Origin of the sequence: Nonomuraea sp. NPDC048901, from assembly GCF_040649695.1 — a bacterium.
In the GTDB taxonomy this organism is placed as follows: domain Bacteria; phylum Actinomycetota; class Actinomycetes; order Streptosporangiales; family Streptosporangiaceae; genus Nonomuraea.
In genome coordinates, this window is sequence record NZ_JBEZFW010000001.1 from 978,233 (window position 1) to 991,794 (window position 13,562).

At 69.5% G+C, this 13,562-nt stretch carries 15 protein-coding genes; 4 read left to right on the top strand and 11 right to left on the bottom strand.

Annotated elements, in window-relative coordinates:
- Positions 1-20: 20 nt before the first annotated feature.
- From AB0C30_RS04790 to AB0C30_RS04805, 4 genes are all read right to left on the bottom strand, one after another.
- On the bottom strand, positions 21-1,625 hold the full coding sequence (locus tag AB0C30_RS04790; RefSeq protein ID WP_357939622.1) for a beta-N-acetylhexosaminidase: 1,605 nt from the start codon (positions 1,623-1,625) through the stop codon (positions 21-23).
- Positions 1,622-2,473, bottom strand: coding sequence for an N-acetylmuramoyl-L-alanine amidase (locus AB0C30_RS04795; RefSeq protein WP_357939624.1), 852 nt, complete (start codon positions 2,471-2,473; stop codon positions 1,622-1,624). The genes AB0C30_RS04790 and AB0C30_RS04795 overlap by 4 nt, the downstream gene beginning before the upstream one ends.
- A 75-nt stretch (positions 2,474-2,548) precedes the next feature.
- Positions 2,549-2,803 (bottom strand): hypothetical protein, encoded by a 255-nt coding sequence (locus tag AB0C30_RS04800; protein WP_225301664.1) that lies wholly within the window; start codon positions 2,801-2,803, stop codon positions 2,549-2,551.
- Positions 2,804-2,899: 96 nt separating this feature from the next.
- Positions 2,900-3,949: a LacI family DNA-binding transcriptional regulator gene (locus AB0C30_RS04805; RefSeq protein ID WP_357939626.1), complete on the bottom strand. Its 1,050-nt coding sequence runs from the start codon at positions 3,947-3,949 to the stop codon at positions 2,900-2,902.
- 146 nt (positions 3,950-4,095) lie between these two features.
- Between AB0C30_RS04805 and AB0C30_RS04810 the strand changes: the two genes are divergently transcribed.
- Positions 4,096-4,761 carry a TetR/AcrR family transcriptional regulator gene (locus AB0C30_RS04810; RefSeq protein ID WP_357939628.1) on the top strand — a complete coding sequence of 222 codons (666 nt, stop codon included), beginning with the start codon at positions 4,096-4,098 and terminating at the stop codon, positions 4,759-4,761.
- Between the two features lie 136 nt (positions 4,762-4,897).
- Here the strand turns inward: AB0C30_RS04810 and bldC are convergent, their stop codons facing one another.
- Positions 4,898-5,101: a developmental transcriptional regulator BldC gene (bldC, locus tag AB0C30_RS04815; RefSeq protein WP_013133571.1), complete on the bottom strand. Its 204-nt coding sequence runs from the start codon at positions 5,099-5,101 to the stop codon at positions 4,898-4,900.
- A gap of 322 nt (positions 5,102-5,423) precedes the next feature.
- Complete coding sequence (locus AB0C30_RS04820; protein WP_357939630.1) at positions 5,424-6,287, bottom strand: hypothetical protein; 864 nt, start codon at positions 6,285-6,287, stop codon at positions 5,424-5,426.
- Between the two features lie 107 nt (positions 6,288-6,394).
- On the opposite strand from AB0C30_RS04820, the gene AB0C30_RS04825 reads away from it, so the two are divergent.
- Complete coding sequence (locus AB0C30_RS04825) at positions 6,395-7,474, top strand: Glu/Leu/Phe/Val dehydrogenase dimerization domain-containing protein (RefSeq protein WP_357939632.1); 1,080 nt, start codon at positions 6,395-6,397, stop codon at positions 7,472-7,474.
- 151 nt (positions 7,475-7,625) lie between these two features.
- Entirely contained in the window at positions 7,626-7,841 is a 216-nt protein-coding gene (locus AB0C30_RS04830; protein WP_357939634.1) for a DUF3073 domain-containing protein, read from the top strand.
- A gap of 295 nt (positions 7,842-8,136) precedes the next feature.
- On the opposite strand, the gene purM is transcribed toward AB0C30_RS04830, so the two are convergent.
- The 4 genes from purM to AB0C30_RS04850 all read right to left on the bottom strand — a co-directional run bounded on the left by purM (position 8,137) and on the right by AB0C30_RS04850 (position 11,887).
- Complete coding sequence (purM, locus tag AB0C30_RS04835; protein ID WP_357939636.1) at positions 8,137-9,162, bottom strand: phosphoribosylformylglycinamidine cyclo-ligase; 1,026 nt, start codon at positions 9,160-9,162, stop codon at positions 8,137-8,139.
- A complete protein-coding gene (gene purF / locus AB0C30_RS04840; RefSeq protein WP_357939638.1) occupies positions 9,159-10,595 on the bottom strand; it encodes an amidophosphoribosyltransferase in 1,437 nt (478 codons plus the stop codon). Before purF ends, purM begins: the two co-directional genes overlap by 4 nt.
- Before the next feature lie 49 nt (positions 10,596-10,644).
- Complete coding sequence (locus AB0C30_RS04845; protein ID WP_357939640.1) at positions 10,645-11,391, bottom strand: SDR family NAD(P)-dependent oxidoreductase; 747 nt, start codon at positions 11,389-11,391, stop codon at positions 10,645-10,647.
- A gap of 91 nt (positions 11,392-11,482) precedes the next feature.
- Positions 11,483-11,887 carry a MarR family transcriptional regulator gene (locus AB0C30_RS04850; protein ID WP_357939642.1) on the bottom strand — a complete coding sequence of 135 codons (405 nt, stop codon included), beginning with the start codon at positions 11,885-11,887 and terminating at the stop codon, positions 11,483-11,485.
- A gap of 142 nt (positions 11,888-12,029) precedes the next feature.
- Here AB0C30_RS04850 and AB0C30_RS04855 point away from each other — a divergent pair, with 142 nt between their 5' ends.
- Complete coding sequence (locus AB0C30_RS04855; protein WP_357939644.1) at positions 12,030-13,067, top strand: DUF4190 domain-containing protein; 1,038 nt, start codon at positions 12,030-12,032, stop codon at positions 13,065-13,067.
- Positions 13,068-13,083: 16 nt separating this feature from the next.
- On the opposite strand, the gene AB0C30_RS04860 is transcribed toward AB0C30_RS04855, so the two are convergent.
- Positions 13,084-13,494, bottom strand: a complete 411-nt coding sequence (locus AB0C30_RS04860) for a sterol carrier family protein (RefSeq protein WP_357939646.1) — start codon at positions 13,492-13,494, stop codon at positions 13,084-13,086.
- Between the last annotated feature and the right edge of the window lie 68 nt (positions 13,495-13,562).

Consider the following 13,562-nt stretch of genomic DNA (forward strand, 5'->3'; position numbering starts at 1 on the left):
TCACGCGCTGGGACCGCGGCTCACACGCTGGGCCTGGTCGACTCCGCGTCGTGGGTCATCGAGTCCAGGCGCGTCATGACGTCGGCCACGCGTACGGCGGCGGGCCGGTGGGGCCTGCGCCGCTGCCACGGCTTGGGCCCGTCCAGCGGCCGGTACTCCACCCCGATCGCGTCGAGCCGGCCGAGATGTTCGGTCAGACGGGCCGGAAAGTCGCTCCCCGCCGAGCCGGACCACGCCACCTCCGCCAGGGCGCACGCCCGCGGCCACGCCCGGTAGTCGAGCGTACGGGGGTCAGGGATGCGCTCGCTCCAGAGCTGGGCCTGCGCCCCGACGACCCGCGACCGCTCCTCCTCGGACCAGTCGTCCGGGGCGGGGGAGAAGGCCGCGACGTCGGCGACCGTGATCGCGTCGCCGATCGCCACGGGCTCGTCGGCCGACGCGGACTCCGCGTAGTCGAAGTACAGCGGGAACACCGGCGTCGCGATCACCTCGTGGCCCGCCGCGGCGGCCCGGCGGCCGACGCTCATCCCGCGCCACGGCATCACCAGCGTGTCGTGCCGCAGCTCGCCGCTGACGAACGCCTCGTCCCACACGACCGCCCGCGCGCCGCGATCGGCGAGCACGTCGGCGAGCCGGCGCAGGAACCACGCCTGCAACTCGCCCATGGACGACAGGCCCAGTGAGTCGCGGTAGGCGGTGATCTCGGGGGAGGCGGCCCAGTGGTCGAGGACCACCTCGTCGCCGCCGATGTGCACGTATGGGGTCTCGCCGATGGCGCCGATCAACTCGTCGAAGATCGTGGTCAGGAACTCCACCGTGGGCGGCATGGGAGACAGGATGGCCGGAGTGATGCCCCACCGCTCCAGCACCTGGTAGTCCTCATCGGAGGAGCCGAACTCCGGATAGGCGGCCAGGATCGCCTGGGCGTGCCCCGGTACGTCGATCTCCGGCACGACGGTGACGGCGCGGGCCCGCGCGTAGGCGGCGATCTCCGCCAGGTCGTCGAGCGAGTAGTGGCCGCCGTGCGGGATCTCGTCGTAGGTTTCCGGCTCGCGGTAGTGGTTGGTCGCGGTACGCGAGCGGTGCGACGACACCTCGTGCAGCCTCGGATAGGCCCTGCTCTCCACCCGCCAGCCCTGGTCGTCGACCAGGTGCAGGTGGAGCCGGTTGAGCTTGTGCATTGCCATCAGGTCGACCAGGCGCAGCACCTCCCGCTTGGGGAAGAAGTGCCTGGCCACGTCGAGGTGCAGCCCACGCCAGGAGAAGCGGGGAGCGTCCTCGATCCGTACGCCGGGAACGATCCACGCCGCCTCGGCCGAGAACGCCGAACGGTAGGACGCGTGCGGCAGCAACTGGTGCAGCGACTGTCCCGCGTAGAAGGCGCCCGCCCGGTCACCCGCCGTGATCTCCACTCCGCGCGACCCCACGACCAGCCGGTACGCCTCCGGCCCGAGGGTGGGGTCGTGCCGCAGGTCGACGGCTCCCGCGTCGCCCGGCCGCAGGTCGAGCACCGGGAGCGCCAGTCGTACGGCCTCGACCAGGTCAGCGGGCCCCGAGACGGCCGCGCCCGAGGTCAGCTCGTAGGAGGCGGAGAGATCACTCAGCAGATTGGGGCGAGGAATCATGCTTTGAGATAGTGCTGCAATCCGTCGGCGAGCGCCACCGCGATCCGCTGCCTGAACGCGGGATCCTGGAACTTGGCCGCCTCGCCCGCGTTGCGCATGTTGCCGCACTCGATGAAGATCTTCGGCACGGTCGACAGGTTGAGGCCGCCGAGGTCGTTGCGGTAGTCGAGGGCCTTGCTGCCGATGTAGGTGGAGTAGGGCAGGCCGGTGCCCTTCTTGAACGCGTCGCGTACGGCCACGCCCAGCCTGCTCGAGTCGGCCACGACGGGGTCGACCGGGCCGTTGATCTTCTTCGGCATGATGACGTGGAAGCCGTGGTCGGCGGCCGGGGCGCCGTCGCCGTGCACGGAGATCGCGGCGTCGGCCTTGGCCTTGTTGCCGATGGCGGCCCGCTGCGTGATGCACGGCCCGACACTGTTGTTGTCGCTCCTGGTCAGCTTCACCTTGGCGCCGCGGGCCTGCAAGATCTTGACCATGCGGTTGGCGACGTCCCAGCTGAAGGCGGCCTCGGTGTAGTGGCTCGCCGTCTCGGTGCCCGTCGTGTCACACGGCTTCCACTTGGTCAGCACGTTGACCTTGCGGTTGATGGCCGTGGGATTGCGGTAGTTGCCGCCGTTGTGCCCAGGGTCGATGACGATGGTCTTGCCCTCCAGCGGGCCGGCCACCGCCTGAGGCTTGGCATGGGCCTGAGACCTCGCCTGAGTCGGCGTCGACGCCGGGGCCGAGGCGGGCGTCGTCGCGGCCGCTCGGGCGACCTGACCCGCCGCGGCGCCACCGCTGCCGGTGCCGCCGCACGCGGTGGCGATCAGGCCGCAGGCGGCGAGGAGTGACGCTGGAAGAGCACGCATACGCTCCAACTTACGTCAAGCGGCGTCCTCACCTGACGCTTATGTCAAGACCGGCTCCTGTTGGAGCGAGGCTCCTCACCAGACGTGTTCGCCCACCTCCTGCCGCTCCAGCAGCGCGGCGAGCTCCCGGGCGTCCTCGGCGTCGAGGCCGAGGACGACGCGGGGACGGCCCCACGGGTGGTCGAGGGAGTGGGCGACGTAGCTGGCCACGGACTCCGCACCGACGTCGATTCCCCTGCCCCTGTCCCGGCCCGCGCGCCACTGCGCCCAGGCACGTTCGAGCTCGGTCGCCGCGCGCTGGGCGCAGGACACCAGTTCCGGATCACGCATGGCTGTCCCCCCGGATCAGATCGTGTCGCATGACCTTGACGAGTAAACCGCCGTGCGGCGCCGCCACCGCACGGGTTGACCCAGCTTTGGCTTTCTCTAAACGGGACCCGTGCTCCGCCGGACGATGAGTTCGGGGGTCACCTGGCGCAGGCGGGCTACTTTCGCGGGGTCTCCGATCCGGTCGCTGAGCAGTGCCGCCGCGGACCGGCCCATGGTGCGGCGCGGCTGGTCGACGGAGGTGAGAGAGATGTGGTGCGAGGCGGCCAGGTGGGTGTTGTCATAACCCACCACCGACAGGTCGTCCGGCACCTTCAGGCCCAGTTCCGCCGCGGCCGAGAGGACGCCGAGCGCAACCACGTCGTTGGCGGCGAAGATCGCCGTGGGCCTGGGTTCGCGGCTGAGCAGGGCGAGGGCCGCCTGCCGGCCGCTCTCCTCGGTCGACTCCGCAGCCTCGACCATGATGTAGGGCGCCAGCGAGTGCCTGCGCATCGCCACGAGATAGCCCTCGCAGCGTGAGGAGCGCGGACCCTCGATGTGCGCGATCCGTTTGTGGCCGTGATCGACCAGGTGGTCGATGGCCAGCCGGGCGCCGAGCTGGTCGTCGTCGACCACGATGTCGACGCCGTCGAGCTCAATGTCACGTTCCCCTACGACGACCGTCGGCGTGTAGGAGGTCGCCTCGATCAGCGTCTCGCTGGTCGGCGCGATGCCGAGTAACACCAGCCCGTCGACCCTGAGCTCCAGGAAGGCCTCTACGGCCTCGTCCTCGAAGGCGGGGTCCCATTGGCTGTTGCCGATCAGCATGCGCAGTCCGTCGCCGTGCAGGCTCTCCTGCAGTCCGTCGAGGAACTCGGCGTAGAACGGGTTGTGCAGGTCGGCGACGAGCGCGCCGACGAGGTGAGTACGGCCTTCGACGAGGCTCCGCGCGACCGCGTTGGGCCGGTAGCCGAGCTCGCGGGCCGCCTGCAGCACGGCTTGCCGCCGGTGCTCGCTCACGTGCGGGGATCCGCGTAGTACGAGCGAGACCAGCGATTTCGAGACGCCGGCTCGCTCGGCGACGTTGCGGATTGTCGGTCGTGGCCGAGGTACCGCGTCTACCTCCCTGAGCTCGGAAATAGTTGAAGTGTTGACGGGTGGTCCTGACATGTGTCTCCCCCGCGATGCGAAGTTGGGCACCTGTCTGACCAAACGATCGAGTTCGCCGCAGGGTACGGCCTCATGTTAGGGAAGGCTGATATTGACCACTTGGCTACATGCCCGCTATTAGGCACGGCGTCGGATACTGTGCTGTTGTGACACCCGGGAAGTCAGCCGAAGCGGCCCGACCGGCTCGGCGCCGGCTCAGCGTGGATCGCCGTCGCGAGGAGCTGATGGCCGCGGCCCTCGAACTCTTCAGCACACGCGACGCGGAAGACGTCTCGATCGACGACGTGGCCTCGGCCGCCGGCGCTTCGCGGGCATTGGTCTACCACTACTTCGGCGGCAAGCAGGAGCTCTACGTGGCGGCGCTGAAGAGCGCGGCCGACCAGCTGGAGTCGCGGCTGCGCCCGCAGGGCGGCGGCAGACCTCTCGATGAGCTGGCCTCGGGGCTCGGGCGCTACTTCGACTTCGTCGAGGAGCACGCGGCCGGGTTCGCGGCGCTGCTGCGCGGCGGCCCCGCCAACCGGGCGGGGGAGGTCGGGGAGATCGTCGACGGTGTGCGGCAACGTCTCTTCCGGCTCATCCAGCGGCAGATGCGGGTGGAGCGGCCGAGCCCGGTGCTGCGTACGACGCTGAGATCGTGGATCGCGTCGGTGGAGACCGCCGGCCTCGACTGGCTGGAACACCGCGACATCGAGCGTCCGACGCTCGAGAAGATGCTCGTGGACCACATGGTCTCACTACTCGGAGTAGCCGCCGGCTATGACCCGGAGGTCAACCGGCTGCTGGATCTGCTGACCAAGGAACAACTGGCCTAGGTCCCCTTCGGGAAGGATGGCGCCGGGCGGGCGGCGCCAGCTCCCCATTTACGACATGACGTCGTCACCTGGGTGGACCGGGCTGTCCAGCACGGCCCACCATTCAACCCCCCTGAGGTTCGTGACGACCTCGGCACTACTCCGAGCGCTGCTGCGGAATCCCCGCCAGCAGTGCGCGGACCTCGGTCTCCCGGTAACGCCGGTGACCGCCGAGGGTACGAATCGACGTCAACTTGCCTGCCTTCGCCCACCGGGTAACGGTCTTGGGGTCGACCCTGAACATGGTCGCGACCTCAGCGGGCGTGAGCAGCGGCTCGGCCTCGGGTGTACGAGCTGACATTTGTGCGGCCTCTCCTCCGTGTGGACCGGCTCAGCGATCCTGTGACTCCCTTTGCGCGTGTCACGGATGTCCCCCTATAGCCCAGAGCGTGCGGCTTTTCTGAGCCATATGCGGCATCACCCGAAGTGACCATACCGCCACGCAGAGCGATTTGCGAGCCCTTCTTTGACCCAACTGCCCGCTCACATGGCGATGTCACGCTCGGTGATTCTAGCGACACGTTTCGTGGTATCGCAGTGAAAACGGCAAACTACTCAGTTCGCAGAAGAGAGCAGCCGCGAGTCATGACCTACTTATGCAGGTCAGACGGTTGTATTGGGGTTCAGTTGGCAGATTCCAGAAGTTGCATTGACTTCCAGCGCAGGATCACCCTCTGATACATGGCGTAGGCAAGCTCTTCTTGACCCGTGTCCAGCCCCGTGAGGGCCGCTGAGAGCTCCGCGACGGACTGATCCGCTTGCAGAGCGTCATCGTTCATGAGCCGCACCAGGCCGCCGTAGTCGAGCTCGACCAGCGAGTGCGGGTGGAACTCCTCCAGCCACCTGGCCACGTCCTCCACGTCCAGGTTGGCCGCCACGTCGCCCAGGTGCCTGCGCAGCACCTGCAGCGCCCGCGCGGAGCGCCTCCTGGCCTGGGCCATGGAGGTGACGTAGATGAGGTTGCGTCCCGTCGTGGTGGTCACGTCCTGTCCCGGCGTCGCGGAGCCGAGCACCAGCCAGCGCTCGTTGCCGTCGAAGGGCACGAACCACGCCGGTGGCACGTGCCACGCGGTCGTGCGGATGTGGGTGCGGAGCGCGGCGGAGTCACCGGTGCGCTTGTACCGGTCGAAGTCGTCGGCGGTCTGCTCGGCGATCGCCTTGGGCACGAACCGGTCCATGAGCTTCGCAGGAGTACTGCCACGCAGCCTTGAGAAGGCCAGCCACGAGCGAAGCCGGGTCTGCCACGGACACACATAGAGACGGTCCTCAACGCGCCGCAGATAGGCGTTGGGGCTCTCCTGCGCGGGTGCCGGGTGGGGCGGCATGCCGAGCAGGCGCCTGACGGCCTCGGCGTGCTCGGCGTTGAGCGCGGTGGCCCGGCGGGGACGATCACGCGATTCGGCGTACTCGGCCCAGACCTTGCGCTCGGACTCGGCGAACGCGGTCAGCGGCTCGTAGACCCGGAGGTAAGCGGCATAGGGCAGCACGGAGGCATCGTGTCATGAAGACAACCTGCTCGCATCGTCGCGCTACTACGCTGATAGACGAGATCCGTCGCAACGGGGCGACGGACACGGGACAGGGAGTCACTACCGTGACCGATGTCTTCGGCTCGTCCCACAAGGACGTCCATGAGCAGGTCGTGTTCTGCGCCGACGAGCAGAGCGGCCTGCGGGCCATCATCGCCATCCACAACACCGCACTCGGGCCGGCCCTGGGAGGCACCAGGTTCTATCCGTACGCGGGCGAGCAGGCGGCTCTGGCCGACGTGCTCAACCTGGCCAAGGGCATGGCCTACAAGAACGCGCTGGCCGGTCTCGACCATGGCGGCGGCAAGGCCGTCATCATCGGCGACCCGCGCCGGGACAAGAGCGAGGCGCTGCTGCGCGCCTACGGTCGCTTCGTCGAGTCGCTCGGCGGGCGCTACATCACCGCCTGTGACGTGGGCACCTACAGCGAGGACATGGACGTCATCGCCAGGGAGTCACGCTACGTGATCGGCCGCACGCTGGCGCACGGCGGCGCGGGCGACTCCTCGATCCTCACCGCCTTCGGTGTCTACCAGGGCATGCGCGCCTCGGCCGAGCGCGTCTACGGCTCGCCGTCGCTGCGCGGCAAGCGGGTCGGCGTCGAGGGCGTCGGCAAGGTCGGCCATCGGCTGGTCGACCTGCTGCGCGAGGACGGGGCCGACGTGGTCCTGTGTGACGTCGATCCCAAGGCGGTCGAGCGCGTACGACAGCGCCACCCCGAGGTCGACGTCGTAGGCGACGCGGTGACGCTCACCGGAGCCGACATCGACGTGTTCGCCCCCTGCGCGCTGGGCGGGGCTCTCGACGACCACTCGGCGGCCAGGCTCCGCGCCAAGATCGTCTGCGGCGCGGCCAACAACCAGCTCGCCCACCCGGGCGTGGAGAAGCAGCTCGCGGAGCGCGGCATCCTCTACGCGCCCGACTACGTGGTCAACTCGGGTGGCGTGATCCAGGTCGCCGACGAGCTGGAGGGCTTCAACATGGAGCGTGCCAGAGCCAAGGCGACCCAGATCTACGACACGACTCTGAAGATCTTCGCGATCGCGGCCGACGAGGGCGTCCCTCCGGCGGTCGCAGCAGATAGGCTGGCCGAGCGCAGAATGTCGGAAGTCGGGCGTATTAGGGGCATTTGGCTGGGCCGCTGACGCCCCGCGCCCATACGACGTACCGAGCTGGGCACAAAACAGGTACGGTAATAGGCGAACGATAGGCTGACGCCCAAAGTCAGGCGGCGTCAGTGTGTGGTGCGTTAGCGACGAGGGGTCGGGGACGACCCCACACGAGGGGGTCGAGCCAATGGGGCGCGGCCGAGCAAAGGCCAAGCAGGTCAAGGTTGCTCGCCAGCTGAAGTACAACAGCGGTGGCACGGATCTTGATCGTCTTCGCGATGAACTCGGGGTCGGAGACTCCAGCGACAATGACGACGCCGCCGACGACCTCAGCGATGAGCTGGCGGATCGCTATGCAGATTACGCCGACGACTACGGCAACAAAGACGCCGACGACCGGTAGCGGTTGTTCCGGTTGAGCGCGCCGCCCCACGGCACCCACCCGTGGGGCGCTTTCTTGCTGTCGGGGGTCTTTACTTCTTGGGGTTACGGCAAGCACGGCTGGCCCTACCCGCCGTACAGGGCTGAGGGCCTCCAGGAATACGGCCGCTGAGCCCGCACAGGGCCGGGCGCCGTTACAAGACGGTGCGACCGCCTGGGTGCTAACGGCTGGCAGGTGTCGTCAGCGACTCCTGCCACCCGGTGCGTCTATGTGACCCTGCCAGCCCGTGGCTCTAGGTGGTCTCCCACCCTGTGTGTCAGCGGTAGGTGGCTTGGCCGGTTCCTTCTGTGATTTCGCCCATGATCCAGGCGGGTTGGTGGCGTTCGGTCAGTAGGCGGATGGACTCGTCCGCTGCCTCCTGGGGGACGATGGCGGCCATGCCGACGCCCAGGTTGAAGGTCTTGTCCATGTCCTTCTGTTCGATGCCGCCATAGCCCGCCAGTACCGAGAAGATCGGTGGCGGGGTCCACGAGGAGCGGTCGAGGACGGCGTCGAGGTGGTCGGGGAGTGAGCGGGACAGGTTGCTCTCGATGCCGCCGCCGGTGATGTGGGCGTAGGCGTGCACGTCGACCCTCCGGGCCAGCTCCAGGCAGTCGAGCGAGTAGATCCTGGTCGGCTCCAGCAGCTCGGCGCCCAGCGGCCTGGCCAGCTCGGGCAGGTCGGCGTCGAGCGACAGCGACGACTCGCGCAGCACGTGGCGTACCAGTGAATAGCCGTTGGAGTGCACTCCCGACGACGCCAGGCCGAGGACGACGTCGCCGGCCCGCACGCGGTCGGCGCCGAGCATCGCCGACGCCTCCACGACGCCGGTGCCCGCGCCCGCCAGGTCGTATTCGTCGGGGCCCATGGCCCCTGGGTGCTCGGCGGTCTCGCCGCCGAGCAGGGCCGCCCCGGCCAGCCTGCAGCCTTCGGCGACCCCGCCCACGATCTCGGCGATGCGCTCGGGCACCACCTTGCCGCAGGCGATGTAGTCGGTCATGAACAGCGGCTCCGCGCCGCACACCACCAGGTCGTCGAGGACCATGGCGACGAGGTCGACGCCGATCGTGTCGTGCTTGCCGTATTGCTGGGCGAGCATGACCTTGGTGCCCACGCCGTCGGTCGAGGTGGCCAGCAGCGGGCGCTGGTAGCGCAGCAGGGCCGAGGCGTCGAACAGGCCGGCGAACCCGCTGGCGTCGTCGACCACCTCGGGTCTGCGTGAGCGGGCCACCTTGGCCTTCATCAGTGAGACGGCGCGCTCGCCCGCCTCGATGTCGACCCCGGCGGCCTCGTACGTCGTCACGCCTTGCTCTCCAACACGAACTTGCCCACGTTGTCCTGGTCGATGGGGATGGGATAGGAGCCGTCGAAGCAGGCCCGGCACAGCCGCTCGGCGGGGATCGTGGTGGCCTTGGTCAGGCCCTCCAGCGAGATGTAGCCCAGAGAGTCGGCGCCGAGCGAGGCCCGGATCTCCTCGACGCTGAGCGATCCGGCGATGAGCTCGGCCCTGGTGGCGAAGTCGATGCCGTAGAAGCACGGCCAGGCCACGGGCGGCGAGGAGATGCGTACGTGCACCTCACTAGCGCCGGCCTCGCGCAGCATCCTGACGATCGCGCGCTGGGTGTTGCCGCGCACGATCGAGTCGTCGACGACGACCAGCCGCTTGCCCTCGACGACCTCGCGCAGCGGGTTGAGCTTGAGCCTGATGCCGAGCTGCCGGATGGTCTGCGAGGGCTCGATGAAGGTGCGGCCGACGTAGGAGTTCTTCACCAGGCCCTGGCCGTAGGGGATGCCGCTCTCCTCCGCGTAGCCGACGGCGGCGGGCGTGCCCGACTCGGGCGTGGGGATGACCAGGTCGGCCTCGACGGGGTGCTCGCGGGCCAGCACGCGGCCGACCTCGACCCGGGTGACCTGGATGCCGCGCCCGGCGATGGTGGTGTCGGGGCGGGCCAGATAGACGTATTCGAACAGGCAGCCCTTCGGCTCGGCCAGCGCGAACCGGCGCGACCTGACGCCGCGCTCGTCGATGGTGAGCATCTCGCCCGGCTCGATCTCGCGGGTGAACGTGGCGCCCACGATGTCGAGCGCGGCCGTCTCGGAGGCCACCACCCAGCCCCGCTCCAGGCGGCCCAGGACCAGCGGGCGGATGCCCTGCGGGTCACGGGCCGCGTAGAGCGTCCGCTCGTCCATGAACACCAGCGAGTAGGCGCCCTTCACCTGCGGCAACAGCTCGGCCGCCGCGTCCTCGATGGACCGGTCGCGGTCCTGGGCGAGCAGCGTGGTGAGCACTTCGGTGTCGGTGGTCGCCCTGGTCGCCCCGGGGGCCAGCCGCTGGGCCAGCTCCGGGGTGTTGATCAGGTTGCCGTTGTGGGCGAGCGCGAGGCCGCCCTCGTCGGTGGAGCTCAGCGTGGGCTGCGCGTTCTCCCACACACTGGAGCCGGTCGTGGAGTAGCGGCAGTGGCCGATGGCCAGGTGGCCCCTGAGGGTGCCGAGCACCGACTCGTCGAAGACCTGGGAGACCAGGCCCATGTCCTTGTAGACGAGGATGCGACTGCCCTCGCTGACCGCGATGCCCGCGGACTCCTGTCCGCGGTGTTGCAACGCGTACAGCCCGTAGTAGGTGAGTTTGGAGACTTCCTCGCCTGGCGCCCAGACACCGAAGACGCCGCAGGCGTCTTTAGGAGCATGGTCTTGGGGGTCCAGGTCATGGCCGAGCCGGCCGTCGCCTTTCAGCACGTGCTTCAGTCTAGGTCGGCCGCTCCCCTGCTCGCACCCGGGGGCCAGATCAGAGGGCGTGCGCCGACCGGCCGGCGTTGGATCCGTCGCGAATGATCTCTCCGGTGAGGTTGCGGTTCGCCGCGGAGCCGAGGAAGACGATCAGCGCCGCCAGGTCGTCCGCCGTCGAGAGTCGCCGGGTGGGCGTGCGGGCGGCGAGCGCGTCCGCGAGCTCCTGCGGGACGGGCCGTTCGCGCTCGGTGAGGGTGAATCCGGCGGCGGCGACGTTCACCAGGATGCCGTCCTTGCCGGCCTCCCAGGCCAGTGCGCGGGCCATGCCGTGCAGGGCCATCTTGGCCGTGCCGTACGCCCCGGGGCCCGGCAGTCCCTCCTCCGCCGCACCCGACGAGACGAACACGATCCGCCCGAAACCGTTCCGCCGCATATTGGGCAGTACGGCCCCCGCGAGGATCGCGTTGCCGACCACGTTGGCGTGCAGGGCGGCCGTCCACTCCGCCGCGGGTACGTCCTCGAAGGCCATGCTGTTGGGCATGATCGTGCCCCAGCGCACGGCGTTGGCGACCAGCGCGTCCACGGGTCCCGCTTCCGACACGGCGGCGGTGATGCTCGCGTGGTCCTCCAGATCGAGGCGGACGGCCGTGGCCTTGCCTCCGGCCTGCTCCACCCGCTTGACCACCTCGGCCGCCCGTTCCTCGCCCGAGTGGTAGGTGATGGTGACGCGGGCTCCCGTGGCCCCGTAGGCGACGGCCGTGGCCGCGCCGATGCCGGACGAACCGCCGGTGACGAGCACGTGCATGATGGACTCCTCTAGTTAGCCGACTAATTAGCCAGCTAACTCTATGGCGACGCCTGCCCGCAAGCCGGTTTCGCTGGGAGTGAAAGGGTCGTTAGGGCATGGCACGCAGCAGGCGGCCGAACATGTCCCGCTCGTCCGGGTCGAACGCGCTCAGCAGCTCTTCGTCCATCCTGGTCCAGATCTGCTCCACGGGCTCGCGGACGGCCTTGCCCGCGTCGGTCAGCCAGACCCGGATCATCCGTGGCCGGTCGGGGTCGGGCGAGCGGTGCAGGAAGCCGGCCCGCTCCAGGCGCTGGACGGTCTTGGTGACGGTCGGCGGCTCGACGCCCAGCCGCCGGATGAGCTCGCTCTGGGTGAGGCCGTCCTCCTGCCACAGCTGGTTGAGCAGCAGTTCCTGGCCGCTGTGCAGGCCGAGCGGGACCAGGGCCGCGGCCATCTGGTTGCGCTTCGTCTTCATGACCATGATCAACGCGTAGGTCAGGGTCTCTTCCAGCATGTCCTCATCTTGCCCGTCGCCTGCCATTTGGGCGCATGGTGACCCAAGGATGAGCGGGCTCTTACCGTGTCGTGCGGTTTCGGGGATGTCAGCCGCGAAAAGGTGAAGTATCCGGCATACAGACCCGTCGGGAGACGCAGACGTGACCACACCTGGGGATCCGAACCAGCCTCGCCCGAACGACGGCGACCCTTCGAAGGACGAGCCTCCGGAGGAGCAGCCGCGGCCCCGCCGCGAGCCGGGCAAGCCGTTCCACCCCGACCTGCCCACGGCGCCCGAGACCCCTGAGCCGGCCGAGGTTCAAGAGGGTGAGGAGGCGGAGGAGACCCAGGTGTTTCCGGCGCCGGGCGCGCGGCCGCCCTACCCGGGGTGGGACGACGAAGGAGCGGAGCCCCAGAACGGCGCGCCGGGACCCACGCCGCCGTCGCGTTACGAGCCGCCGACGACGCCCGAGGGCGAGCCACCACGCTATGAGTCGCCGACGACGCCGGGCGAGCCACCACGCTATGAGCCGCCGTCGCCACCGGGCGTGCCGCCGCGCCATGAGCCGCCGCCCGCGCCTCCGACCTCGCCGCAGGGTGAGCCGCCGCCGTCACCGCCGGAGGAGCGGCCGTCGTTCGTGCCGCAGCCTCCGTCGTACGGGGAAACCGGGCCGCAGACCCCGTCCTACGGGGAAGGCCAGCCGCCGGGCCCGCCCCCTCGAACCGAACCCATCCCGGCCGTGCCCGGCACCTCGCCCTCCAGCCCGTACGGCGGCCCGCCCGGCGGAGGTGGCCCCGGCTATGGCCCGCCGCCAGGGGGCGCCTACCCGCCAAGGGGCCCGTACCAGCAAGGGGGTCCGTACCAGCCATACCAGGCCGGCCAGCCCGCCCCGCCTGGCAGCGGCCTGGCCACGGCCTCGCTGGTGCTGGGGGTCGCCAGCCCGTTCCTCGTCTTCGTCTGCTTCACCGGCCTGCTCACCGCGATCCTGTCGATCGTCTTCGGCTGCGTCGCGCTCAGCAAGGGCGTGGGCAAGGGCCGCGCCATCGCGGGCATCGCGGTCAGCGTCCTGGCCCTGATCCTCTTCGCCGTCGTGGCCATCTGGTTCTGGAGCGTGGTCCAGGAGTGCGGCCACCTTCCCGGCCAGCTCGCCGACCAGTGCTTCGAGAGCAAGTTCCCCTGGATGAGGCGTACTCGCTAGTACCCGCTAGTACTCGCTAGGAGAGCGGGAGATGGCCGGACAGGTCGGCACGGGCGCCGCTCGCTGAGACGGCGCCCTTCGCCATGGCCTCGGCCCAGGTGAGGCGGCCCAGCGCGAGCTCGATCCAGGTGCGGCCGTCCGTCTCCACGACGTTGGGGGGAGTGCCGCGCGTGTGGCGCGGACCGGCGATGGCCTGCACGGCCGCGTACGGCGGCACCCGCACCTCTACCGTCCGGCCGGGCGCGGCGGTCGCCAGCCGGTCGAGCAGGTGGCGTACGGCCTGCCGGGCGGCGTCGCGCTCGGGCCGGAGATCCCGTTCGTAGGCGGCGAGCACGGCGGAGACCAGCGCGTCGGCCAGCGCCGAGGACGGTCCGTCGAAGGGCGGTTCGTCCAGCGCCACGAGTTGGGCGTCCAGTGCGGCCCGCATTTTTTCCGGGTCCAATTTCCGCGAAGGCACTTGACCATTGTGTCGTGGAAAGCGTTCATCGTGTCGGA

Bases quoted from the DNA above. Each gene is read 5' to 3' on its own strand.
- AB0C30_RS04790 (WP_357939622.1), bottom strand. From the start codon at position 1,625: ATGATTCCTCGCCCCAATCTGCTGAGTGATCTCTCCGCCTCCTACGAG.
- AB0C30_RS04795 (WP_357939624.1), bottom strand. From the start codon at position 2,473: ATGCGTGCTCTTCCAGCGTCACTCCTCGCCGCCTGCGGCCTGATCGCC.
- AB0C30_RS04800 (WP_225301664.1), bottom strand. From the start codon at position 2,803: ATGCGTGATCCGGAACTGGTGTCCTGCGCCCAGCGCGCGGCGACCGAG.
- AB0C30_RS04805 (WP_357939626.1), bottom strand. From the start codon at position 3,949: ATGTCAGGACCACCCGTCAACACTTCAACTATTTCCGAGCTCAGGGAG.
- bldC (WP_013133571.1), bottom strand. From the start codon at position 5,101: ATGTCAGCTCGTACACCCGAGGCCGAGCCGCTGCTCACGCCCGCTGAG.
- AB0C30_RS04830 (WP_357939634.1), top strand. From the start codon at position 7,626: ATGGGGCGCGGCCGAGCAAAGGCCAAGCAGGTCAAGGTTGCTCGCCAG.
- AB0C30_RS04845 (WP_357939640.1), bottom strand. From the start codon at position 11,391: ATGCACGTGCTCGTCACCGGCGGTTCGTCCGGCATCGGCGCGGCCACG.
- AB0C30_RS04850 (WP_357939642.1), bottom strand. From the start codon at position 11,887: ATGCTGGAAGAGACCCTGACCTACGCGTTGATCATGGTCATGAAGACG.
- AB0C30_RS04860 (WP_357939646.1), bottom strand. From the start codon at position 13,494: ATGCGGGCCGCACTGGACGCCCAACTCGTGGCGCTGGACGAACCGCCC.